This is a genomic window from Vibrio sp. 10N.222.47.A9 (genome assembly GCF_963872585.1).
In the GTDB taxonomy this organism is placed as follows: domain Bacteria; phylum Pseudomonadota; class Gammaproteobacteria; order Enterobacterales; family Vibrionaceae; genus Vibrio; species Vibrio splendidus.
In genome coordinates, this window is the sequence record NZ_CAWNBB010000041.1 from 25,405 (window position 1) to 48,725 (window position 23,321).

General features: G+C 43.5%; 20 protein-coding genes. 9 read left to right on the plus strand and 11 right to left on the minus strand.

The features are described 5' to 3' along the window. The first annotated feature begins 218 nt into the window (after positions 1–218). Positions 219–863 (plus strand): adenylate kinase, encoded by a 645-nt coding sequence (adk, locus tag AACT19_RS12275; protein ID WP_004734238.1) that lies wholly within the window; start codon positions 219–221, stop codon positions 861–863. A gap of 276 nt (positions 864–1,139) precedes the next feature. Continuing rightward, positions 1,140–2,102 carry a ferrochelatase gene (hemH, locus tag AACT19_RS12280; RefSeq protein WP_076646484.1) on the plus strand — a complete coding sequence of 321 codons (963 nt, stop codon included), beginning with the start codon at positions 1,140–1,142 and terminating at the stop codon, positions 2,100–2,102. A gap of 90 nt (positions 2,103–2,192) precedes the next feature. On the opposite strand, the gene AACT19_RS12285 is transcribed toward hemH, so the two are convergent. After that, on the minus strand, positions 2,193–3,578 hold the full coding sequence (locus AACT19_RS12285) for a peptide MFS transporter (protein ID WP_004734236.1): 1,386 nt from the start codon (positions 3,576–3,578) through the stop codon (positions 2,193–2,195). A gap of 502 nt (positions 3,579–4,080) precedes the next feature. Between AACT19_RS12285 and rfaH the strand changes: the two genes are divergently transcribed. Beyond that, a complete protein-coding gene (rfaH, locus tag AACT19_RS12290; RefSeq protein ID WP_004734235.1) occupies positions 4,081–4,587 on the plus strand; it encodes a transcription/translation regulatory transformer protein RfaH in 507 nt (168 codons plus the stop codon). Between the two features lie 86 nt (positions 4,588–4,673). On the opposite strand, the gene asnB is transcribed toward rfaH, so the two are convergent. The 4 genes from asnB to nagA all read right to left on the minus strand — a co-directional run bounded on the left by asnB (position 4,674) and on the right by nagA (position 10,603). After that, positions 4,674–6,344, minus strand: a complete 1,671-nt coding sequence (gene asnB, locus AACT19_RS12295) for an asparagine synthase B (protein ID WP_017079461.1) — start codon at positions 6,342–6,344, stop codon at positions 4,674–4,676. Between the two features lie 234 nt (positions 6,345–6,578). Further along, positions 6,579–8,165 carry a cation:proton antiporter family protein gene (locus AACT19_RS12300; RefSeq protein ID WP_017079462.1) on the minus strand — a complete coding sequence of 529 codons (1,587 nt, stop codon included), beginning with the start codon at positions 8,163–8,165 and terminating at the stop codon, positions 6,579–6,581. Positions 8,166–8,249: 84 nt separating this feature from the next. Then, complete coding sequence (nagC, locus tag AACT19_RS12305) at positions 8,250–9,464, minus strand: DNA-binding transcriptional regulator NagC (protein WP_004734232.1); 1,215 nt, start codon at positions 9,462–9,464, stop codon at positions 8,250–8,252. A gap of 2 nt (positions 9,465–9,466) precedes the next feature. Beyond that, the gene (gene nagA / locus AACT19_RS12310; RefSeq protein WP_017079464.1) at positions 9,467–10,603 is read right to left on the minus strand and encodes an N-acetylglucosamine-6-phosphate deacetylase; all 1,137 of its coding nucleotides are present in this window, start codon (positions 10,601–10,603) and stop codon (positions 9,467–9,469) included. Between the two features lie 475 nt (positions 10,604–11,078). Between nagA and nagE the strand changes: the two genes are divergently transcribed. Beyond that, complete coding sequence (gene nagE, locus AACT19_RS12315; RefSeq protein ID WP_017079465.1) at positions 11,079–12,638, plus strand: N-acetylglucosamine-specific PTS transporter subunit IIBC; 1,560 nt, start codon at positions 11,079–11,081, stop codon at positions 12,636–12,638. A gap of 302 nt (positions 12,639–12,940) precedes the next feature. Then, the gene (gene glnS, locus AACT19_RS12320) at positions 12,941–14,608 is read left to right on the plus strand and encodes a glutamine--tRNA ligase (RefSeq protein WP_017085952.1); all 1,668 of its coding nucleotides are present in this window, start codon (positions 12,941–12,943) and stop codon (positions 14,606–14,608) included. A gap of 198 nt (positions 14,609–14,806) precedes the next feature. Here the strand turns inward: glnS and fcrX are convergent, their stop codons facing one another. Continuing rightward, positions 14,807–15,256 carry a ferric iron uptake transcriptional regulator FcrX gene (gene fcrX / locus AACT19_RS12325; protein WP_004734226.1) on the minus strand — a complete coding sequence of 150 codons (450 nt, stop codon included), beginning with the start codon at positions 15,254–15,256 and terminating at the stop codon, positions 14,807–14,809. Between the two features lie 207 nt (positions 15,257–15,463). On the opposite strand from fcrX, the gene AACT19_RS12330 reads away from it, so the two are divergent. Continuing rightward, entirely contained in the window at positions 15,464–15,970 is a 507-nt protein-coding gene (locus AACT19_RS12330) for a DUF4442 domain-containing protein (protein WP_076646486.1), read from the plus strand. 96 nt (positions 15,971–16,066) lie between these two features. On the opposite strand, the gene fldA is transcribed toward AACT19_RS12330, so the two are convergent. From fldA to AACT19_RS12345, 3 genes are all read right to left on the minus strand, one after another. Continuing rightward, positions 16,067–16,600: a flavodoxin FldA gene (gene fldA, locus AACT19_RS12335; protein WP_004734224.1), complete on the minus strand. Its 534-nt coding sequence runs from the start codon at positions 16,598–16,600 to the stop codon at positions 16,067–16,069. A gap of 57 nt (positions 16,601–16,657) precedes the next feature. Further along, positions 16,658–16,876 carry a DUF2788 domain-containing protein gene (locus tag AACT19_RS12340; protein WP_004734223.1) on the minus strand — a complete coding sequence of 73 codons (219 nt, stop codon included), beginning with the start codon at positions 16,874–16,876 and terminating at the stop codon, positions 16,658–16,660. Between the two features lie 108 nt (positions 16,877–16,984). Next, positions 16,985–17,746, minus strand: coding sequence for an alpha/beta fold hydrolase (locus AACT19_RS12345; RefSeq protein WP_076646488.1), 762 nt, complete (start codon positions 17,744–17,746; stop codon positions 16,985–16,987). 93 nt (positions 17,747–17,839) lie between these two features. Between AACT19_RS12345 and seqA the strand changes: the two genes are divergently transcribed. Next, positions 17,840–18,379, plus strand: a complete 540-nt coding sequence (seqA, locus tag AACT19_RS12350) for a replication initiation negative regulator SeqA (protein WP_004734221.1) — start codon at positions 17,840–17,842, stop codon at positions 18,377–18,379. A gap of 92 nt (positions 18,380–18,471) precedes the next feature. Next, the gene (gene pgm / locus AACT19_RS12355; RefSeq protein ID WP_076646490.1) at positions 18,472–20,118 is read left to right on the plus strand and encodes a phosphoglucomutase (alpha-D-glucose-1,6-bisphosphate-dependent); all 1,647 of its coding nucleotides are present in this window, start codon (positions 18,472–18,474) and stop codon (positions 20,116–20,118) included. Positions 20,119–20,239: 121 nt separating this feature from the next. Here the strand turns inward: pgm and AACT19_RS12360 are convergent, their stop codons facing one another. Continuing rightward, positions 20,240–20,998: a DUF1853 family protein gene (locus tag AACT19_RS12360; protein WP_076646492.1), complete on the minus strand. Its 759-nt coding sequence runs from the start codon at positions 20,996–20,998 to the stop codon at positions 20,240–20,242. Between the two features lie 90 nt (positions 20,999–21,088). Between AACT19_RS12360 and AACT19_RS12365 the strand changes: the two genes are divergently transcribed. Next, the gene (locus AACT19_RS12365) at positions 21,089–21,847 is read left to right on the plus strand and encodes a Nif3-like dinuclear metal center hexameric protein (RefSeq protein WP_017084087.1); all 759 of its coding nucleotides are present in this window, start codon (positions 21,089–21,091) and stop codon (positions 21,845–21,847) included. A 136-nt stretch (positions 21,848–21,983) separates the two neighbouring features. On the opposite strand, the gene AACT19_RS12370 is transcribed toward AACT19_RS12365, so the two are convergent. Continuing rightward, on the minus strand, positions 21,984–23,273 hold the full coding sequence (locus AACT19_RS12370; RefSeq protein ID WP_004734217.1) for a citrate synthase: 1,290 nt from the start codon (positions 23,271–23,273) through the stop codon (positions 21,984–21,986). Between the last annotated feature and the right edge of the window lie 48 nt (positions 23,274–23,321).

A 23,321-nucleotide genomic window follows, 5' to 3' on the forward strand; every position in this document is an offset into this window, starting at 1 on the left:
TGTGATAGAATGCTCGACCTAATCAGCTGGTACTATGAACCTATCGTCTCCAGTTGTATGATTTTTAAACGTTATACCGAAACTTACCGTTTTGCTTCTGTTTACAGTTGTGCTTAGCCTCAGTTGTTACCTAACCTCTCTTGTTTGACCTAAATTAAACCAGAAAGGCGGGATAGTGAGCTTCGGTATAAATCATAATTTTTATAAGAGGATTAAACATGCGCATCATTCTTCTAGGTGCTCCTGGCGCGGGTAAAGGTACTCAAGCTAACTTCATCATGAACAAATTTGGTATCCCTCAAATTTCAACTGGTGACATGCTACGTGCTGCTATCAAAGCGGGTACTGAGCTTGGTAAGCAAGCAAAATCAGTAATCGACGCTGGTCAGCTAGTTTCTGATGAAATTATCCTTGGTCTTATCAAAGAGCGTATCGCTCAAGATGACTGTGAGAAAGGTTTCCTACTAGACGGTTTCCCACGCACAATCCCACAAGCGGATGGCCTAAAAGAAATGGGTATTGCTGTTGATTACGTTGTTGAATTCGACGTAGCTGACGATGTGATTGTTGAGCGTATGGCTGGTCGTCGTGCTCACCTTCCTTCTGGTCGTACATACCACAGTGTGTACAACCCACCTAAAGAAGAAGGTAAAGATGACATCACTGGCGAAGAGCTTGTTGTACGTGATGACGACAAAGAAGAAACAGTTCGTGCACGTCTAGGCGTATACCACGATCAAACGGCTCCGCTTATTTCTTACTACGGTAAGGAAGCAGAAGCAGGTAACACTAAGTACCTTAAATTTGATGGTACTAAGCAAGTTGCTGAAGTTAGTGCAGAACTTGAGAAAGCACTAGCATAATTGGCTAACAGCCAGTTTTAGAATTTGATATATTGGAAGCGACCGTTAAGGTCGCTTTTTTTGTTTCAATTTTTAGTAATATACCAATCTAGATAAATCGATTGTGTACTGTTTTCGCGGTGCGGCTTAGATTCGCGAGGCTAACGCTCAAGGTGATGTTGTGATAACCCAGGTTAAGAACGATTATTCTTAAATTTAGTGGCACAACAATGATCTTAAACTTATGCCGATTAGTATATTACGTTCCAGAAAATCACACATTGGTCTCAGGTATCTATGGAAAATAATAAAAAGCAGGGCGTTTTACTGGTGAACTTAGGAACACCAGATTCGGCGACCCCGGCTGGCGTTCGTCGATTTTTGAGTGAATTCTTACACGATAAGCGAGTCGTAAATCTAACGCGTTGGCTTTGGTGTCCTATTTTACATGGGGTGATCTTACCGATTAGAGCGCCGAAAGTGGCTAGGCTGTATCAGTCTGTTTGGATGGATGAAGGCTCACCACTGCTTGTATATTCTCAAAGACAAGCCGACAAGCTCCAGAAAAAATTAGAGATGCCCGTAGCGCTGGGTATGACCTATGGCAACCCAAGCCTTAAGGCGGGGGTCGAGCAACTGATGGAGCAGGGCGTTGAAGACATTATCGTCCTGCCTTTATATCCTCAGTACTCAGGTACAACCACAGCGGCTGTTTCTGATGGTTTAACCAAAGCCTTTAAGCAAATGCCTGTGATTCCGAGCTATCGCTTTATTCGCGACTACTACGCTCACCCAAGCTACGCAAAAGCATTGGCTGAAAGTGTTCGTAGCCATTGGGATAAAAATGGCAGAGGTGATCATTTAGTGTGTTCCTTCCACGGTATTCCGAAGCGACTCGCTGATGAAGGTGACATCTACCCTCAGCATTGTGAAGCGACGACAAAATTACTTGCTGCTGAGTTAGGCTTATCAGCGGACGATATCACCATGACATACCAATCTCGATTTGGTCGAGAAGAGTGGTTGAAGCCTTATACTGACGAGACACTTGAATCACTGCCGAGTAAGGGCATCAAGAAGATTGATATCATGGCTCCTGCGTTCTCGGTTGACTGTTTGGAAACGTTGGAAGAGATTTCTGACCAATGTAAAGAGACGTTCATTGATGCTGGTGGCTCAGACTTTAGCTACATTATGTGTCTTAATGACAGAGACTCACACATCGATATGATGGCTGAGCTAGTGGCACTTCATCGCTAACTGATATGCCAATAGAATAAATAACAAAAGGGCTGCTCATTGAGCAGCCCTTTTTGATCTTGATGTTTCTTCTTGAAATCGATCTAGCTATTAAGCGACCGAAGTTTCTGCTTTTGGTTCTGCTTCAAGCGTCATGTTGGTTTCTACACCATGCATCCATGATACAAGCTTGCCAGCACAAAGAAGCAGTAAGACGCCACTTATTGTCGCTGTAATTGCGATACCACCGAAGATAGACATTGCGCCAAGCTCACCAACGTGAGAACCCACAAGGCCAGCTACGTAGTTTGCGACAGCATTGAAACCAAACCATGCACCCATCATTAACGATGCTAGACGAAGCGGAGCTAACTTAGTGACCAACGACAGGCCAATAGGAGATAGACAAAGCTCACCAAGAGTATGGAAGAAGAAAGCACCGACTAGCCACAGCATTGATGTTTTCACTGTTAGGTCGCCACCTTGCTCCATTACTGCGCCCATCATGCACACAAAGCCTAGTGCTAAGAAAAACAACGCCATCGCAAATTTCACTGGCGAGTTTGGTTCACGCTTACCAAGCTTGACCCAAAATGCAGCAATGATTGGTGCAAGTGTAATGATGAAAAATGGGTTCAGAGATTGGAACCAAGCTGCAGGAACTTCAAAGCCACCAATCATACGGTCAGTATATTGTTGAGTGTAGATGTTCATCAAACCGCCAGCTTGTTCAAAGCCAGCCCAGAAAACGATTACGAACAGACCCATAACAAGAATAACTTTTAGTCTGTCGAACTCTTCTTTGGTCAGTGGTGTTTTCTCTTTCGATTTGTTCAGCGCTTTCGCACGTGCAGCTGCAGGTACTGAGCCAATGTTGCCTAACCATGACTGAGCCATCGTCAATTGCATAACTAAGCTAATAACCATACCGATACCAGCGGCTAGGAAGCCAGCTTTCCAGCCGAATGAATCGACTGCAGCACCTGAAATTAAGCCACCCAGTAGCGCGCCTAAGTTGATGCCCATGTAGAAAATGGTGAAAGCGCCGTCACGTCGGTTATCGCCTTCTTGGTATAGGTCGCCAACCATGGTCGAGATGTTTGGTTTAAACATACCGTTACCACTGATAAGCAGTGCTAAACCTAGATAAAGAGCATTTACTTGGTCTAAGCCAATAGCGCCGTTAGGAAGAGCAAGTGTAAATTGGCCTAATGCCATTAATACACCGCCCACTAGGATCGATTTACGTTGTCCTAAGTAGTTATCGGCAAGCCAGCCGCCGATTAATGGCGTGATATAGACTAAACCAGTATAGATACCATAAAGATCGAGGGCATCTTTTGTTGACCAACCAAGGCCACCATTGATAGTGGTATCGGTAAGAAATAAAACAAGGATCGCACGCATTGCATAGTAGGAGAAACGTTCCCATAGCTCTGTGCTAAAAAGTAGAAATAGGCCTCTAGGGTGGCCAAAGATGTTGTGATTGCTTGGCATAAGTTTTACTAATTTTAGGTATTAAAAGATTTTATAGTTCCTTATGTATACAGAGTGGAATAACCATCTGCAATAGGCGTCTTTTATGGTCACGATAACTGGTTTTTTATAAGTTTATGAAAATAATGGGTTTTATTGATAATGTTGCCCAGATAATGCGTGCTGCAAACTAATTTTCCAGTTTTGAGTTGAGCGCATAGTGTTCTTTTTAAAAGAATTATCGAATGCTAACCGTCGAATTGATTGGTTTGTTGGATGGTTTCTGGGTTTAAATGGTATCGCGTTCCTTTTGTGTGTCGCATACATAGCCTTACAATAATGCATCTTTTTATCTGTAAATGTTCCCTGTACAATGCTTAACCACTTTTTGTCCCTATGGCTTTTTGTTGATAAGTTGGTCTGTTACGCATAATTTATTGCTTATCAGGATTCATTTTATTAACGGTGATTAACGGTTTTAGGCTTGTGGTAATATGTCCCAAAATAGAAAATGGCTAGTAAAATGAAACGTTGGTATTTACTTTACTGTAAGCGTGGTGATCAAAAACGCGCTCAACAGCACCTAGAAAACCAGGGGGTAGAGTGCTTTTATCCTCAAATCGATGTCAAGAAGGTCGTGAGAGGGAAAGAGAAGCAGGTCAAAGAACCGCTGTTCCCGTCTTATATCTTTGTTCGCTTTGATTATGAGCAAGGCCCTAGTTTTACGACAGTTCGTTCGACTCGTGGCGTTGTCGACTTTATTAAGTTTGGAGCAAGGCCACATGAAGTCCAAGGCGACTTAGTGTATGAACTGAAAGAGTTTGAGAAGTGTTGCGAAGATGAACCTGAAGAGTGCTGTGTTGAGTTTGAATCAGGGCAAGTGGTCAAGATCAATAGTGGTCAGTTTGCTGGGGTTGAAGCTATTTTCCATCAGAAAGATGGTGAAGCTCGATCTATTATGCTGGTAAAAATGATCAGCAAAGTGGTTCCGATCAGTATTGAGAACGAAGCACTACAAGCTCACGCATAAGTGCAGTAATACAAAGCAAAAAATAGGCTTAAAACAAAAAGGCGCATAATGCGCCTTTTTAGTCTTTAGGATTTGTTCAAAACGCGCTAAGCGTTGTAAGCATCGTTGTGAACGGCTTGTACTGCACGACCTGATGGGTCGACACAGTTTTTGAATGACTCATCCCACTCAATCGCTTTCGCTGATGAACAAGCAACTGAAGGACCACCAGGTACACATTCTGCCGCTGATTCTAGAGGGAATAGCTCCTCAAAAATTTCACGGTAAGCATAACCTTCTTTGGTTGTTGGCGTGTTGTAAGGGAAACGGAACTTCGCAGCTTCCATTTGTTGATCCGTTACTTTTTCTTCAGCCGTTGCTTTTAATGTGTCAATCCAATCGTAGCCAACACCATCAGAGAACTGCTCTTTTTGACGCCATGCAATTGAATCTGGTAGGTAGTCTTCAAAACACTCACGTAGAATGTGTTTCTCCATTTTACCGTTACCACACATCTTATCTTCAGGGTTCAAACGCATTGCTACATCGATGAACTCTTTGTCCAAGAATGGAACACGACCTTCAACACCCCATGCCGCAAGAGATTTATTGGCGCGAGCACAGTCAAACATGCTTAGAGCAAGAAGTTTACGCACGGTTTCTTCGTGGAACTCTTTTGCGTTTGGCGCTTTATGGAAGTACAGGTAGCCACCAAAGATCTCATCAGCACCTTCACCAGACAGTACCATTTTGATACCCATTGCCTTGATCTTACGAGCAAGCAAGTACATCGGCGTTGAAGCACGAATCGTCGTTACATCGTAAGTTTCAATGTGGTAGATAACATCACGGATTGCATCTAAGCCTTCCTGAATGGTGTAAGTCATCTCGTGGTGTACGGTACCAATCTTATCAGCAACTTCACGAGCAGCGATCAGATCAGGCGCGTTTTCTAGACCTACTGCGAATGAGTGCAGTTGTGGCCACCAAGCTTCTGATTGCTCATCGTCTTCGATACGCATTGCAGCAAAACGTTTAGCGACTGCTGAAGTGATTGAAGAATCAAGACCACCAGATAGAAGTACACCATAAGGTACATCTGTCATTAGTTGACGTTTAACTGCAGCTTCTAGCGCTTCAGTCAGTTCTTCTTTACTTGTGCTGTTACCTTGTACCGCAGCGTATTCATTCCAATCGCGGATGTAGTAGCGTTGAGGCTCTGCATCTTTCGAAGAATAGAAGCTACCAGGAGGGAACTCACTGATCGTCTTGCATACTTCAACGAGTGCTTTCATCTCTGAAGCAACGTAGTAGTTGCCGTGCTCGTCGTAGCCTTGGTAAAGCGGGATGATACCAATATGGTCACGGCCGACTAGGTACTCGTCTTTCTCTTCGTCGTATAAAACGAATGCGAAAATACCGTTAAGTTCTTCTAAAAGGTCCGCGCCCATTTCTTGGTATAACGCTAGGATAACTTCACAGTCAGAGTCAGTCTGGAACTGGTACTTATCTTCATAGCGTGCACGAAGTTCTTTGTGGTTATAAATTTCGCCATTCACTGCAAGAATGTGCTTTTTATCTTGGCTGTATAGTGGTTGTGCACCACTGTTAAGACCAACGATAGCCAAACGCTCGTGCGCAAGAATTGCTTTTTCACCAGCATAGATACCAGACCAGTCTGGGCCACGGTGACGAAGCTTTTTAGACATTTCTAAAGCAATAGGGCGAAGTGCTGCGGCATCACTTTTAATGTCGAGAATGCCAAATACTGAACACATAGAACTTCCTTTTAAATAATTTCTAAATCAACTGTATTCAATTTGCCATTCTGGCTAAAAAAAGCAACCGAATGTGAGCAAAAAAATAATATAAAGGGGTTTATGTTAGAAATTATCTAATTTTAAGGTGGTTTTGGTGAGTGGTGTCTAATTGCGGTTGGTTTTTTAAACAAAAACCTCTCAAAAGTGTAAAAGAACAGCAATTTTGAGAGGTTAACTAGACAATGTTTAGGATTAGATCTTATTGATGTTAGGGTTTAATTGCTCACATACGTGTCGAGCAAAACCACTACCAGCTTCACTGTAGATGTTGAATGCTGCATCGACACCATTCTCTTTCAATGTTTCTAGCTGGTCGGAGTATTCAGCAATGGCTGCGATTTGACCTTTAAAATTACGTGATTTTAGCTGTTCTAAGGCTGTTTGATTACCTTGGTGATGAGGCATCGCCAAGATCACTAGCTTCACGTTTGCTGTATCTAAGATACGCTCCCAGAAATCTGGGTCAGTTGCATCGCCAGAAATAACGTTTCTTCCAAGGCTTCTATGGTTGTGTGCGGCTTCTTCACGAACTTCGACACCTAAGCTAACCTTGCCATAGCGAGAACGCAATTCATCGTAGGCGCCGGTACCAATGCGCCCCATACCAAGAATAAGCACTTGTGCGCGACCAGGATCTATTCGTTTATCACGTTGGTGAAGCTTTTCAGCAGCGTGCTCTTTGAGCCACTTACCTGACTGTTGATAAAGCTTATGACCCGCTTTGTTTAAAGGAGCAGCGATTAAGAACGATAACGAAACCGCAATTGCCACCGCTACTAATATATCGCCAGACATCCACCCCATCTTAAAGGCAAGACCACCGACGATAAGACCAAATTCACTGTAGTTAAATAGTGATAGAGAGGCGAGTAGAGAGGTTCGAACACGGAATTTGAAGCGGTTGAGTACCAAGAAGTAAAGCACGCCTTTCACTGGCAGCAACAGCAAGAATAAGATGGCGAGCATAAAGCCTTGAATGGTAGGTTGCTCGGATAATCCAATATTCAAGAAGAAGCAGACAAGGAAAAGCTCTTTGAGGTTAAACAGCGATTTCGACAGCTCTGAAGCTTTTGGGTGACCGGCTAACAACATACCTAAGATCAGAGCACCTAGATCTGGTTTAACCCCTACAAACTGGAACAAGCCTGCACCGACGACCAATGCGAAGAAAATGCCGAACAGCACCAACATTTCGCCGTGACCAACCCAGTCGAGGACTTTGTAGAACAATGGACGACAGAATGGCAAAGCGAACAGTGCGATGGCATACCACTCTGGAATTTTGCCTGTCGATGCCGTTAAGAAGACCACGGCAAAGATATCCTGCATGACCAGAATACCGATCGCTAATGTTCCATAGGTCGCATTCATTTCCCCTTTTTCTTGCAGAGACTTAACTGCGAATACGGTACTAGAGAATGAAAGGGCAAAACCGAGTAGAACAATCTGTTCTATTGACATGGCTGCCAACGAGGAAATACCTAGGAATTTAAAACCAAACAGGGCGACCGCAAAAAACAGAGTGGATAAAAGGTTGTGGATTGTTGCGCCAGCCCAGATCTCTTTAGAGAGCAGGGTTTTGATATCGAGCTTTAAGCCAATCGTAAATAGAAGCAGGGTGACACCAAGGTCTGCCAAGGTAATGATGGTGTCATTGGTTTCAAAACCCAGAGCAAAGAGCCCAAAACCAGCGACCAAAAAGCCGACCAATGGGGGAAGGTGACACTTTAAAGCAATAAATCCTGCAATAAACGCAGTGGATATTAATATAAGTTCCATAACTTGTAGTAGTAGTTCCCTAGCTTAAAAAAACGGGCCGTGTTTATACAAACACGGCCCGCGGAAAATCAGAGTTGTTTTTCTTTAGTCTTCAAGAAGCTTTTGAAGTAACACACCGTTGAGCATGGCGCGCTTAATCATGGCAAAAGCTCCCATCGTAGGATGTTTATCGATCTGTGATGCTACAATAGGCAGGCCGCTATGGAAAGCCGTTAACGACTGATTCTCTACATTGCGCTTAATTGCAGGGAAAACAATCTCTTGTGCCTTTGTAATATCACCAGCAATGATAACTTTTTGAGGATTAAACAAGTTAATCGTCATTGCGATAGCTTTACCCAGTTGATTACCTACTCGAACCAAACTTTGCTTAGCCAGTTCGTCGCCATTGATAGCATGGTCACATACATCTTGAATGGTAATGTGTTCAATCTCTGTTAGCGAGGACTCATAACCTTGCTTAATTAGCTTTTGGACACGTTCAACAATGGCAGGGTTTGCCGCTACGGTTTCAAGACAACCGAAATTACCGCATTGGCATTGCTCGCCAAGTGGATCAATTTGGATATGACCAATTTCACCCACGTTGCGGTTATGGCCAAGAAAAACCTGACCATTAACAATAATACCAGCACCAGTACCACGGTGAACGCTAACCAAAATAGAATCTTGGCTGTCTTTACTTGCACCGAAGTAGTGCTCAGCAAGCGCCATTCCTCGAACGTCATTACCAACAAAACAAGCAACATGGAATGTGTCGCGAATAATGTCGCTTAACGCAAGGTTATCGATGTCTGTATTTGGCATGTACTCAACGACACCTGTCGTTGGGTTAACCAAGCCTGGAAGAGTGACACCAATGGCAATCAGTTGGTCGATCTTTGGTTGGTGTTCAGCAATGAAAGCCTTCAAGTTATTGACCAAGCCTTGGGTGAGGTCTGATTGGTCTGAGTAATTCAGGTCTTGCTGTTGGAAAGCCAGCTCACGACCGCCAAGGTCATGCAGGCTTATTTGAATGTAGTCTCGACCCAAGCGCACAGCGACAGAGTGAAAAGGCTCTACTTCTGTGGTTAGGGAGATAGCGCGTCTACCGCCAGTAGACGCTTGCTGCGCAACCTCTTTAATTAGGCCGCGCTCTAAAAGTTGGCGGGTAATTTTTGTAACACTTGCCGGTGCGAGTTGGCTTACATCAGCCACTTGTATACGACTGATAGGCCCTTGTTGGTCTATAAGTCGGTATACCGCCGCACTGTTTAGTTGTTTAACTAAGTCTACGTTACCTATTTGTCCGCCATTCATACTTAATTGTGCTCGTATTGTCCGTTAACAACAGTCGCTTTAACGTTAAAGTCTCGGTCAAATACAGCTAGGTTTGCAACCATGCCTTTTTTGATTCGACCTAGCTTGCTTTCTACACCGATAGCCGTAGCTGGGTATAGCGTAGCCATGCGAAGAGCTTCGTCTAAAGCGATACCGGCGTGCTCAACTGTATTCTGAACTGCTTCAATCATAGTCAGAGCTGAGCCGCCCAGTGTGCCGTTTTCATCAACACACTTACCATCACGGTAATATACTTTCTTACCGACAAAAATAAAGTATTCCATGTCAGCACCTGCAGGAGCTGTGGCATCCGTCACTAATACCAACTTTTCTCCCTTGATTTTATGCGCAATTCTGATGTTTGCGTAATCAACGTGGAAGCCATCGGCAATAATGCCAGCATAAACCTCAGGTGTATCGTAAATCGCGCCAACAACGCCAGGTTCACGACCAACCATTGGTGTCATCGCGTTGAACAGGTGAGTGGCAAATGTAATGCCTGACTCAAAACCTTGACGCGCTTCTGCGTACGTTGCATTCGTATGACCAATCGAAACAACCACACCAGCTTTGCGCAGACGCTCAATGTGTTCTGGGTCGTTGAGTTCTGGAGCCAATGTTACTTTTGCAACAAGGTCATTGTTCTCACAGATAAGCTCAATCATTTCGCTGTCTGATTTACGAATGTGATCGACGCTGTGAATGCCTTTTTTCGCAACGTTTAAATACGGACCTTCAAGGTGTAGGCCAAGAGATTGGTTTTGGTATTGGTTGTGATATTCACGAGCTGCGGTAATAACCGCGCGCATGTCTTCGTCAGAAGAAGTGATTAGCGTTGGCAGGAAGCTAGTACAGCCAGATTTAAGGTTTGCTTTGTGCATGATCTGCATTGTGTCTGCAGTGATCTCATCGTTAAGCATTACACCGCCACAACCATTCAATTGTAGGTCAATGAAGCCTGGGCTTAGGTTTGCTCCGTTTAGGTCGCGAACTTCGATTCCTTCTGGTAATTCAGAGATAGGACAGACTTTTTTGATCAGTTCGTTTTCGATTACAACAGCATGATCGGTTAGAACATCACTACCAGTGTAAATTTTACAGTTACTTAGCGCGTACATAGTCAGCTAATCCTTATTTCGTGAGATCTTTAAAATTTGTTCGTTACCTAAATGTGGACTTAGTTTGCGAGCATCATTTACGTAACGATTTATCTTTTATGGGCAAACGGCTTCAAAACGGGAAGCGATTTAAGTTGTTGAAAAGTATAAGAACAATTGATTATCGATATACATTTAGGTTCACTTTTAATGATTATTTATTGGACAGTGTAAACCCAGAGATAGCATCATTTTGTCTAATGATTAGGTTTAGATTTTATCTATAAACGTTCATTTTTTTGAATGATAAAATAAGTTTTATGATCTCGCTAGCAAAAACCTCTGGATTTGGTAAAAACTGGTGATTACGATCACAAATGGTAAGGTTTTAATTTGCGGAGCAAAATTAATTGAATACACTGAATAGGACTAAATTGAGCGACTAAAATAAGTTTCTCAAACGAATTCTAAAAAATCCTATAGGGGGAAACAACTGGTGAATATTCTAGGATATGCACAGAAGCTTGGTAAGGCGTTAATGCTACCAATCGCAACGCTTCCGATTGCGGCGCTTCTTTTACGTTTAGGTCAAGGCGATCTACTTGATATTCCATTCATGGCAGAAGCTGGTGGTGCTATCTTCGGTAACCTACCATTGCTATTTGGTCTAGGTATCGCGATTGGTCTTTCTAAAGACGGTAACGGCGCAGCGGGTCTTGCTGGTGCAGTTGCTTACTTCGTACTAACAGCAACAGCAACGACAATTAACGCAGACGTTAACATGTCATTCTTCGGCGGTATCTTCGCAGGTATCATCGCAGGTCACTCTTACAACGCTTTCCATGCAACACGCCTTCCTGAGTGGCTGGCTTTCTTCGCGGGTAAACGTTTAGTACCTATCATGGCCGGTCTATTTGCACTTGTTGCAGGTGCTGTGTCTGGTGTGGTTTGGCCTGGTATTCAATCTGGTCTAGATGCACTAGCTCACGCGGTATCAACGTCTGGTGCTGTTGGCCAATTCGTTTACGGTACTCTTAACCGTGCACTAATCCCTGTAGGTCTACACCACGTATTGAACTCATACTTCTGGTTCGGTATGGGTACGTGTCAAGAAATCATCGTGGCTGGTCAAGGCGCATTCGCTAACATCACTCAACTTTGTGTTGACCCTGCACTGGCTAAAACTCTAGTTGTTGGTCAAGAGCATACATTCACATTCGCTAACTCAGTAACTCCAGAGATTACTACTGTTGTTAAAGAAGTGACTGAAACAGTTAAATCTGGCGACCTACACCGTTTCTTCGGTGGCGATAAAGGCGCTGGCGTATTCATGAACGGTTTCTTCCCAGTAATGATGTTCGGTCTACCAGGTGCTGCACTTGCAATGTACCTAGCTGCTCCTGCTGAAAAACGTAGCCAAGTTGGTGGCGCATTGTTCTCAGTTGCATTCTGTTCATTCCTAACAGGTATCACAGAGCCGCTAGAATTCATGTTCGTATTCCTAGCTCCTGCTCTATACGCAATGCACGCGGTATTTACAGGTCTGTCTCTAGTAGTGGCAAACATGTTTGGTACTCTGCACGGTTTCGGTTTCTCTGCTGGTCTAATCGACTTCGTACTGAACTGGGGTCTAGCAACTAAACCATTCACTCTACTATTGATTGGCTTAGCATTCGGTGCTCTATACTTCTTCACTTTCTCTTTCGCAATCCGCGCTTTCAACTTGAAATCGCCAGGTCGTGAAGATGATGACGAAGCTGCAGCAGCTCCTGCTGGTGACGCTCCAAAAGGTGACGTTGCTCGTCAATACCTGAAAGCTCTAGGTGGTCACGAAAACCTGACTTCAATCGATGCTTGTATCACTCGTCTACGTCTAACGCTTAAAGACCGCTCTATCGCTGATGAAGTTGTTCTTAAGAAACTTGGCGCTAAAGGTGTGGTTAAACTAGGTGAGAACAACCTACAGGTTATCCTAGGCCCACTAGCTGAAATCGTCGCTGGCGAAATGAAAGCTATCGGTGCAGGTGAAGACCTATCTGATGTAAAACTTCCATAGTAAGGGAAGTACTTATTAAGACGTAACAACGGCTCTTAAGTAAGTTTCAAATTGAAAGCCTCCCACACGGGAGGCTTTTTTGTACTTGTCATTTACAGCCAGTGAGCAAGGTTCGTTCTATTCTTCATCGAATAGCAGAAATAATCACAATTAACTGATGGTTCTTATTGTGCAAAGGCGAAGAATTGTGGATGATTAGCAACAATGATCTTTCTATCTTTGATAGGCAGCAAAAGCGGCCTTTGTCTCGGATATGAAAGATAACTTTCTCTGACAATACTAAATACATAGAGGTGCTATAGATGAGTGAAGCTGAGGCTCGTCCATCGAATTTCATTCGCCAAATTATCGATAAAGATTTAGCGGATGGTACACACAGTAGCGTGCATACTCGTTTCCCGCCGGAGCCAAATGGCTACCTGCACATTGGTCACGCTAAATCTATTTGCTTGAACTTTGGTATTGCTCAGGACTACCAGGGACAATGTAATCTTCGTTTCGATGATACAAACCCTGAAAAAGAAGACGTTGAATACGTTGAGTCAATTAAGAATGATGTAAGCTGGTTAGGCTTCGAATGGTCGGGTGATATTTGTTACTCATCAAACTACTTCGATACGCTTTACGCTTATGCTGTGGAATTAATTAATAAAGGCTTAGCGTATGTTGACGAGCTAAGTCCTGAGCAGATCCGTGAATACCGTGGCACGTTAAAAGAGCCTGGTAAAGCGAGCCCATATCGTGATCGCAGCCCTGAAGAAAACCTAGCGTTGTTTGAAAAAATGCGTGACGGTGGCTTCGAAGAAGGCAAAGCATGTTTACGTGCTAAGATCGACATGAGCTCATCTTTCATGGTTATGCGCGATCCAGTGATCTACCGTGTTCGTTTTGCTCACCACCATCAGACTGCAGACAAATGGTGCATTTATCCAATGTACGATTTCACACACTGTATTTCTGATGCGTTAGAAGGCATTACGCACTCTATCTGTACACTTGAGTTCCAAGACAACCGTCGTTTGTATGATTGGGTTCTAGATAACATCACGATTGATTGTCAACCTCGTCAATACGAGTTTAGCCGACTGAATCTTGAATACACGGTAATGTCGAAGCGTAAGCTGAACCAACTTGTGGTTGAAAACCTAGTTGAAGGTTGGGACGATCCACGTATGCCAACTATCTCTGGTTTACGTCGTCGTGGTTTCACTTCAAGCTCTATCCGTGAATTCTGTAAGCGTATTGGTGTGACTAAGCAAGAGAACATGATTGAGTTCGGTTCACTTGAATCTTGTATCCGCGATGATCTGAACGAAAATGCACCTCGTGCAATGGCTGTTCTTGATCCGATCAAGGTCGTGATTGAAAACTACGATGCTGATACGGTAGAAACACTGACAGTGGCAAACCACCCGAACAAGCCAGAAATGGGTACTCGTGAAGTTCCATTTACACGCGAAGTTTGGATTGAGCGTGACGACTTCCGTGAAGAAGCAAACAAGAAATACAAGCGTTTGGTTCTTGGCAAAGAAGTTCGTCTACGTGGTGCTTACGTGATCAAAGCTGAACGTATCGAAAAAGATGCAGAAGGCAACATTACGACTATCTTCTGTTCTTACGATAACGAAACACTCGGTAAGAACCCAGCAGATGGCCGTAAAGTGAAAGGTGTTATCCACTGGGTATCAGCTGATAAAGCGCTACCTGCTGAGATTCGTTTGTACGATCGTCTATTCACAGTGGCAAACCCAGCCGCTGCTGATGATTTCGCTGCAACGCTTAACCCTGAATCACTTGTTACGCTAAACGGGTTTGTTGAACCTAGCCTAGCAGAAGGTGTGGCAGAGCAAGCGTATCAGTTTGAACGTACAGGCTACTTCTGCGTAGATTCGAAAGACTCGAAAGCAGACGCGCTAGTATTCAACCGTACGGTTGGCCTACGTGATACTTGGGGTAAAACTGAAGCTTAATGGCTTTGTTTTTCTCAGCTCTGTTTTTCCAAGCTTAGTGTCTTAAAGCTTAGTTTCTCAAGATACGCTTAATAAAAAACCGGCTTAGAGCCGGTTTTTTTGTGTCTGGGAAATAACCAAATTGTGGGCCAAGTTACTGTGATTCTTAATACGGTATCAGCCCAAATAAAAAACGCCGGCCTAAGCCAGCGTTCTGTGTTACTTCTTCGCTTTATGCGCGTCTGGGTTGCCTTTGCAATCCCCAGTGATGCTTTTACCATACAGATATAAACTGTGGTTAGTTAACTGTACGTTGTAGCGTTGAGCGATTTCTTTTTGTCTTTCTTCGATAAGATCATCAGAGAATTCGATAACTTCACCGCAGTCTAAACATACTAGGTGATCGTGGTGATGCTGTGTTGAAAGTTCAAATACAGACTTGCCGCCTTCGAAGTGGTGGCGAGTTACAATGCCAGCATCATCGAATTGGTTCAGTACGCGATAAACGGTCGCAAGACCTATCTCTTCACCTAAGTCGATCAGCTTTTTATATAAATCTTCAGCACTAATATGTTGGCAGTCTGGTTGTTGTAATACTTCTAAAATTTTGAGCCGTGGGAGGGTCACTTTAAGACCAGCATCTTTTAGCGCTTGATTATTGTCTGACATATACTTTCCTGTTGATGATCTGCAGCAATTAACAGAATTCAATATTAATACCATTATAGTTTAGTCAGGCATAACAATAAACCACGAACTTCAAAGGGTTACTTACTGACATCACAATCTGTTTTGTAAATTGGAAGTATCTCACTTATAGTGGAGGTACGACCAGTCAAGCTGACGGTGTTTCTGATATGAACATGGAATGTTGTTATGAATAAGCAACTCGCAAAAATATATAAACCCAACATTGTAAAATTTGCTCTCAATATTTGGCCTCCTTTTTGGGGATCGGGAATTCGAATCGCTCACATTAGCCCTGACTTTAGGGTTGTTAAGACGATACTAAAGCTGCGCTGGTGGAATAAGAACGCCAATCGTACTCAATATGGCGGCAGTATCTTTTCTCTTACCGATCCAGTTTACTCTTTGATGTTAATAGGAATTTTAGGTGAGCGGTATTATGTTTGGGATAAAGAGGCGAGTATTAACTTTATCAAGCCGGGTCAATCTGACTTGTATGCAGATTTTGAGATAAGCCAAGGGCAATTGGATGATATCTATCGTCAGACACAGCTTGGTGAGAAGTGTTTCCCCGAATTTATTATCCACGTTAAAGATAAGCAGGGGAATGTAGTGTCAGAAATTCAGCGAACCCTGTATGTGAGAAAGAAACCACAATTTAGAGATGATGACGAAGCATTAGAAGCTGAATGTTGATTGGTGAACATTAAATAGCAAAAAACCTCCTATAAGGAGGTTTTTTCATATCTACATATCGGTCATTAATTGTAACAATTAACAATCGCTAGAGAATTAGTCTTCTAGCTCTGCTAGGCACATTTCTTCGTGGATTTGTTTAACCCAGTTAGATACACGCTCATCAGTTAGCTCAGGTTGACGGTCTTCATCGATACATAGACCAACGAATTGGCTGTCATCGCCTTCAACTAAGCCTTTCGATGCTTCGAATTCGTAGCTTTCAGTTGATGTGTGACCTAGGATAGTACCGCCTTTCGCTTCAACGATGTCACGGATAGTACCCATAGCATCACAGAAGTATTCTGCGTAATCTTCTTGGTCGCCACAACCAAAGATAGCAACAAGCTTAGTTGAAAAATCAATAGCTTCTAGCTCAGGGAAAAAGTCGTCCCAATCACATTGTGCTTCGCCGTAGTACCACGTAGGGATACCAAGCAGCAGTAGATCGAAGTTATCGATATCTTCTTTGCTGCTTTTTGCAATGTCTTGAACTTGAACGAGCTGCTTGCCCAATTGCTTTTGAATCATCTTAGCAACAGCTTCAGTGTTACCTGTATCGCTACCAAAGAAGAGACCTACACTTGCCATAGAATCATTACCTTTCATTTTGTCTGTTGTCGGTGTAATAAAGTTCGGAGGAAATCGTTAGATTCCAGTTCCTTCCCAGCTTAGTTGGATTATCCCTTTTGCGATAAAACCTGCGCAGCCAAGGAAAAGTACTAACCATACGATGCGACGACCAAATGCAGGAACATTTCCTTCCTTTAGAACGTCTTTAATTGCCATTCCGATTAGAAAGAAAATCGCGGCAAACAGAAGATCTAAACCAATAGATTCAATGATGTTCATGTAGTCGTAAAGCATGGGAACCTTATATACCAAATTTGCTTGGGCGCACTATATCACTGTTGTGAGATAAAGTTAATCTGCTGTGATTACACAGCTCTCATTTATATCGACTAATCAACCTATCTAAGCGATGAATTTTCTTATTGCACGGAGTACTTCAGCTGGCTTTTCCGCGTGTAACCAGTGTCCCGTGTTAGCGATAACATGAGCCTTTGCGTTGGAAAACTGCTGTTGAACGGCGGTTTGATGCTCAGCTGTGAGGTAATCAGAATCCCCACCTTTTATTAACAAGGTTTTGACCGAGGTTTTCTCGATCGGTTCCCAACCAATAATTTGTGGATAGTTGCTCAATAACGAAGCAACGTTGAAGCGCCATTCCATGATGCCTTGTTCCGTTTTGAACAAAGATTTGGTCAAGAACTGGCGAACCCCATCAATTTCGATATGTTTTGCGAGGATCTTAAGCGCGTCTGAGCGTGATGTCGGTTTTTCTTCTATCACGGCTTGTAGGCCGGCGAATACGTTGTCGTGACGACTTTGGGTGTACGCGACTGGTGCCATATCCAAGACAATCAATTTATGCAGCGTAAGATGTTGTGTCAGCGCCATCGCTACCTTGCCACCCATGGAATGACCAATCACAGTGACATCATTTAACTCAAGATCATTCAGTAGTTGAGCCACATCTTGTGCCATTGCTTGATAGTCGTGAGTGTCACTATGGAAGGATTGGCCGTGGTTGCGTAGATCGATACTAAGTACCTGGTGTTCGGCTTTTAGATCCCTAGCGAGCAAGCCAAGGTTGTCCAGATTACCGAATAATCCATGGATCAAAACAATGGTGTGACCCGCACCTTCTAATTTATAGTTGAGCTGTACTGACATTTTTATCTTATTCATGGTGGGTTTGACGTAGAGTATCCGCGCGGATCTCGCTATAATCCCCCTGAGTTTAAACATTGAGATTGTGAAAAGCGAATGAAAACAATTGAGGTTGATGAGGACCTATACCGTTTTATTGCGGGTCAGACAGAACGTATTGGCGAAAGCGCTTCAGATATTCTGCGCCGCTTATTACAGGTTGATAGCCAAGGCATGGTTCCGATCGAAGAGATCGTTGAGCCAAAAGGTATCGTTGTTAGCAAAGAGGTAGGCTTTACTCCAGAGAAGTTCGATGGTGTTAAAGAAATGCGCTCACTACTAATATCAGATGAGTTTGCATCACTGAAGAAAGCCATTGATCGTTTCATGCTTGTGTTATCGACACTGCATAAAATCGACCCTTTAAGCTTTTCAGAAGCAACTCAAGTAAAAGGCCGCAAGCGTGTTTACTTTGCAGACAACGAAGAGACCTTGCTAGCAAACGGCAACACAACTAAGCCTAAAGCCATTCCACAAAGTCCTTTTTGGGTTATAACTAACAATAACACTAGCCGTAAAAGACAAATGGTTGAACAGCTTATGAGCCGCATGAGTTTCCAAGCAGAATTGATAGAAAAAGTAACAGGTTCAATTTAACGAAATCTGATTTAAACCTCATAATATCCATGGATAAGAAGATATTATGAGGTTTTTTTGTTTTTAAATTTTATATATAAGGATGTCGAAAAATGGCTATGCACCCTCGTGCTGGGCAGAAAGCTCAGCAGGAAGATCTTCATAATATTCCGGCTTTAGTGGCTAACTATTTCTTACAGCAACCGGATGCTACTAACCCAGACCACAAAGTACTGTTCGGTACTTCAGGTCACCGTGGTACAGCAGACAAATCAACATTTAATGAAAACCACATCCTAGCGATCGCACAAGCGGTGGCTGAAGTTCGTGCTGAGCACGGTACAACAGGGCCTCTTTTCCTAGGTAAAGATACTCACGCTCTCTCTGAGCCTGCGTTTTCTACTGTAATCGAAGTGCTTGTAGCCAACGATGTTGAAGTTATTATTCAAGAAAACAATGGCTTTACTCCAACACCAGGTATCTCGCACGCGATTCTTACGCATAACTTAGTGAATGAAAAAAAAGCAGACGGCATTGTTATCACGCCTTCGCATAACCCACCACAAGACGGTGGTATTAAATACAATCCGACACACGGTGGCCCTGCTGAGGCTGAGCTAACTCAAGCGATTGAAGATCGTGCGAACGTCATCATTGCTGAGCAAATGCAAGGTGTAAAGCGTACTCCTATCGCACTGGCTAAACAGTCTGAGCTAGTGAAAGAAGTTGATTTAGTTGCACCATACGTTGCTGACTTGGTTAACGTGGTTGATATGGAAGCGATCCAGAAAGCAAACATCAAGATTGGTGTTGATCCACTGGGTGGTAGCGGTATTGATTACTGGCGTCAAATTGGCAAAGCGTACAACCTAGATCTCACTCTGGTCAGTGAAGCGGTTGATCCTTCGTTCCAATTTATGTCTCTAGACAAAGATGGGGTGGTTCGTATGGATTGTTCTTCTCCGTACGCAATGGCAGGTTTACTGGCGCTTAAAGACGACTATCAACTAGCGTTTGGTAACGACCCTGATTACGATCGCCACGGCATCGTTACGCCAAAAGGCTTGATGAATCCAAACCACTTCCTAGCGGTTTGTATTGACTACCTATACCGTAACCGTGAAGGTTGGGGCAAAGACGTTGCAGTGGGTAAAACACTAGTATCAAGTGCACTAATCGACCGTGTTGTTGCTGACTTAGGCCGTGAACTTTGTGAAGTGCCAGTTGGTTTCAAATGGTTCGTTGATGGCTTATACAACGGTCAGTTTGGTTTCGGTGGTGAAGAGAGTGCGGGTGCATCTTTCTTACGTAAAGACGGAACGCCTTGGTCAACAGATAAAGATGGCCTAATTCTTTGTTTGCTTGCGGCTGAGATCACAGCAGTAACGGGTAAGAACCCACAAGAATATTACGAAGAGCTTGCTGCTAAACACGGCGAATCTAAGTATAACCGTATTCAAGCGGTAGCAAATGGTGCACAAAAAGACGTACTTAAGAAGCTGTCTCCAGAGATGGTTTCTGCTGAGACGCTGGCTGGTGACCCAATTACTGCACGCCTAACGCACGCTCCGGGTAATGGCGCTGCGATTGGTGGCCTAAAAGTGACGACTGAAAACGGTTGGTTTGCTGCTCGTCCATCAGGTACAGAAGACATCTACAAGATCTACTGTGAAAGCTTCAAAGGTGAAGAGCACCTGAAAGCAATCGAAGCAGAAGCTCAAGAGATTGTTAATCAAGTATTTGCAGCTGCTGGCCTATAATCGAATACCGATTAGTAGAGTCACAAGGTAAATAGTGAAAGGGTTGATGTGAAAGCATCAGCCCTTTTTATTTGTCTGTAAGCAAGTGGCTAAGGCTAAGTCTACTCAATGGCTGAATAGATTATCCGTGTGGCCAGCTTTGTGGCATCACAAACCAGAATTGACCAGATTTGGTTTGCCCATGAACGAAGCGATCACCAAACTCAGAAAGAGGTTCACAGCTGAAGTCATCAGTGCCAGCTGCCCATTGCTCTTTGGTGAGAGGGTAGAGCACGTCAGTAATTAAATGGGCTTGGTTTTGATAACACCAAAAACCGTTTACTTGGCTTGAATTAATGTCATAGCCCAAACATTCAGTAGGTACTTTTTGATCTAAGAATGGGTTGGTATATAGACGACCCTGCATGAGGAGATGTTTTGAGTCGACATCGATCTCTGGATATTGCTCCACAAACGCCGCTGAAGAGGACATGCCAAGTTGATGGGTGAGCATCCTGTCTAACTTCTTATCCAATTGGTCGTGAGAGTTAGGACCAAACCATGTCTGTTCATGGAGCAGGTAAAACTTGATCGCGACTTCCCAGTGTTGCAGCTTTTGGTTGTTCTCTTTTTCAAGAATAAAGTCGATAGCACCGAGTGTTCTTCCCTCAACATTAATTTGAATCTCATCGTACTTGACCGAATACTCAGGTGAGGCTTCAATGACTTGTTCACATAGATGCTGGTAGAGGAAGCCTAACCTTGGGTTTCCGTTATAAGTGTGTGATGAGTCGATGGCATGGGGGCTTAAGAATGCACCAAGATCGGAAATCGGTGGCTTAATTTTCAGTAACGGCGGTGAGTCGATGACCCATTGGTAAAAACGTTGCAGTGCTGTCATCGGTTCCTCATAAACTCATCGTGGGGCTTTCGACATTCTACCCGTAAATTGATATAACGACGTTATTATAAAGTTAAGCTGGAAAGAAAAATGAATAACTTACAATTAGAAAAGCTACTTAACGAAAAACTTCAGCCACAGCAGATTAAAGATTACTGTCCTAATGGTCTTCAAGTGGAAGGTACTTCTCAAGTAAAGCGGATTGTTACTGGTGTGACAGCTTCTCAAGCATTAATTGATAAAGCGGTAGAACTGAACGCAGACGCTTTATTGGTCCATCACGGTTTCTTTTGGAAAGGTGAGTCAGAAGCCATTCGTGGTATGAAGGGTAAGCGCATTCGTACCTTGATTAAAAATGACATTAACCTTTTGGGTTACCATTTGCCTCTTGATATTCACCCTGAGTTAGGCAACAACGCCAAGCTTGCTGAGTTGCTTGATATCGAAGTTGAAGGCGGTTTAGAAGGGCACCCACAATCAGTTGCGATGTTTGGTAAGTTGAGTTCACCAATAACTGGTGCGGAGTTCGCAGAAAAGATTGGCCAAGCTTTGAACCGCAAGCCATTACATATCGCTCCAGAAAACCAAGATAAAATGATTACGACTGTCGGTTGGTGCACTGGTGGTGGTCAAGATTACATTGAGTTAGCTGCGTCTCAAGGTATTGATGCGTTTATCTCTGGTGAAATTTCAGAGCGCACAACGTACTCAGCACGTGAACAAGACATTCATTACTTTGCCGCAGGCCACCATGCAACAGAACGCTACGGTGTGAAAGCGCTAGGTGAATGGCTAACGAAAGAACATGGCTTAGACGTAGAATTTATCGATATTGATAATCCAGTGTAGCCACATTTAGAGGTTATGACTTTCTGGATATTTGTACCTTCATTGAAGTGATACGAAATACTGGAAGACAAAAAAGGGTTGATGTTAATACATCAACCCTTTTGGATTTCAATCGATTAGAAAAGTCTAAACTTTACTATTCGCGCTCGTGTAGAGCTTGGAAATCACGCTGTTCTTCACCAGTATACAACTGACGAGGACGACCGATACGGTTCGTCGGATCGCTGTGCATTTCGTTCCAGTGTGCAATCCAACCGATAGTACGAGACATCGCGAAGATTACTGTGAACATAGATACTGGAATACCGATCGCTTTCAGAATGATACCTGAGTAGAAATCTACGTTCGGGTATAGCTTCTTAGAAACAAAGTACTCATCAGAAAGAGCGATGCGCTCAAGTTCCATTGCTACGTCTAGTAGTGGATCTTGAATGTTTAGCTCTTTAAGTACTTCGTGACACGCTTCACGCATTACCGTTGCACGTGGATCGTAGTTCTTGTAAACACGGTGACCGAAGCCCATTAGGCGGAATGGGTCATCTTTGTCTTTTGCTTTTGCTACATATTCTTCAATGTTGTCTACGCTACCGATCTCTTCAAGCATCATTAGACAAGCTTCGTTAGCACCACCGTGAGCAGGGCCCCACAAAGAAGCGATACCAGCAGCAATACAAGCAAATGGGTTTGCACCCGAAGAACCTGCTAAACGAACCGTTGACGTTGAAGCATTTTGTTCGTGATCAGCATGTAACGTAAAGATTTTGTCCATTGCGCGAGCCACAACAGGATTTACTTCGTATTCTTCACATGGGTTTGCATACATCATGTGTAGGAAGTTTTCTGCGTAGCCTAGGTCATTGCGCGGGTAGATAAACGGTTGACCGATAGAATATTTGTAACACATTGCAGCCAGTGTAGGCATTTTTGAAATTAGGCGGTATGCCGCAATTTCACGGTGTGTGTCGTTATTAACATCTAATGAATCATGATAGAACGCAGCAAGCGCACCTACCACACCACACATAACAGCCATTGGGTGAGCATCACGGCGGAAACCGTGGAAGAAACTAGCAATTTGCTCATGAACCATGGTGTGACGTGTGACTGTCGTCTTGAACTCTTCGTATTGAGCTCGAGAAGGGGCTTCGCCGTATAAAAGAATGTAACAAACTTCTAAGTAATCAGCGTTATTGGCCAGTTGATCAATTGGATAACCACGGTGTAGAAGAATACCTTTTCCACCGTCAATATAAGTTATTTGCGATTCACAAGATGCAGTGGCAAGAAAACCAGGATCAAAAGTGAAAAAACCATTAGAACCCAGTGTACGAACGTCGATGACCGGAGTACCAAGTACACCTTCTGTAATCGGCAATTCGATCGGTGCTTGACCTTCAATATGAAGGGTAGCTTTCTTATCCGCCATAACAATCTCCTTTGTTATTATTAATCCGTCCAGGATGTTTATGTGCCA

Excerpts from the sequence above, each read along its gene's own strand:
- adk (WP_004734238.1), top strand. The coding sequence starts at position 219 with ATGCGCATCATTCTTCTAGGTGCTCCTGGCGCGGGTAAAGGTACTCAA.
- hemH (WP_076646484.1), top strand. The coding sequence starts at position 1,140 with ATGGAAAATAATAAAAAGCAGGGCGTTTTACTGGTGAACTTAGGAACA.
- AACT19_RS12285 (WP_004734236.1), bottom strand. The coding sequence starts at position 3,578 with ATGCCAAGCAATCACAACATCTTTGGCCACCCTAGAGGCCTATTTCTA.
- rfaH (WP_004734235.1), top strand. The coding sequence starts at position 4,081 with ATGAAACGTTGGTATTTACTTTACTGTAAGCGTGGTGATCAAAAACGC.
- asnB (WP_017079461.1), bottom strand. The coding sequence starts at position 6,344 with ATGTGTTCAGTATTTGGCATTCTCGACATTAAAAGTGATGCCGCAGCA.
- AACT19_RS12300 (WP_017079462.1), bottom strand. The coding sequence starts at position 8,165 with ATGGAACTTATATTAATATCCACTGCGTTTATTGCAGGATTTATTGCT.
- nagC (WP_004734232.1), bottom strand. The coding sequence starts at position 9,464 with ATGAATGGCGGACAAATAGGTAACGTAGACTTAGTTAAACAACTAAAC.
- nagA (WP_017079464.1), bottom strand. The coding sequence starts at position 10,603 with ATGTACGCGCTAAGTAACTGTAAAATTTACACTGGTAGTGATGTTCTA.
- glnS (WP_017085952.1), top strand. The coding sequence starts at position 12,941 with ATGAGTGAAGCTGAGGCTCGTCCATCGAATTTCATTCGCCAAATTATC.
- fcrX (WP_004734226.1), bottom strand. The coding sequence starts at position 15,256 with ATGTCAGACAATAATCAAGCGCTAAAAGATGCTGGTCTTAAAGTGACC.
- AACT19_RS12330 (WP_076646486.1), top strand. The coding sequence starts at position 15,464 with ATGAATAAGCAACTCGCAAAAATATATAAACCCAACATTGTAAAATTT.
- fldA (WP_004734224.1), bottom strand. The coding sequence starts at position 16,600 with ATGGCAAGTGTAGGTCTCTTCTTTGGTAGCGATACAGGTAACACTGAA.
- AACT19_RS12340 (WP_004734223.1), bottom strand. The coding sequence starts at position 16,876 with ATGCTTTACGACTACATGAACATCATTGAATCTATTGGTTTAGATCTT.
- AACT19_RS12345 (WP_076646488.1), bottom strand. The coding sequence starts at position 17,746 with ATGTCAGTACAGCTCAACTATAAATTAGAAGGTGCGGGTCACACCATT.
- seqA (WP_004734221.1), top strand. The coding sequence starts at position 17,840 with ATGAAAACAATTGAGGTTGATGAGGACCTATACCGTTTTATTGCGGGT.
- pgm (WP_076646490.1), top strand. The coding sequence starts at position 18,472 with ATGGCTATGCACCCTCGTGCTGGGCAGAAAGCTCAGCAGGAAGATCTT.
- AACT19_RS12360 (WP_076646492.1), bottom strand. The coding sequence starts at position 20,998 with ATGACAGCACTGCAACGTTTTTACCAATGGGTCATCGACTCACCGCCG.
- AACT19_RS12365 (WP_017084087.1), top strand. The coding sequence starts at position 21,089 with ATGAATAACTTACAATTAGAAAAGCTACTTAACGAAAAACTTCAGCCA.
- AACT19_RS12370 (WP_004734217.1), bottom strand. The coding sequence starts at position 23,273 with ATGGCGGATAAGAAAGCTACCCTTCATATTGAAGGTCAAGCACCGATC.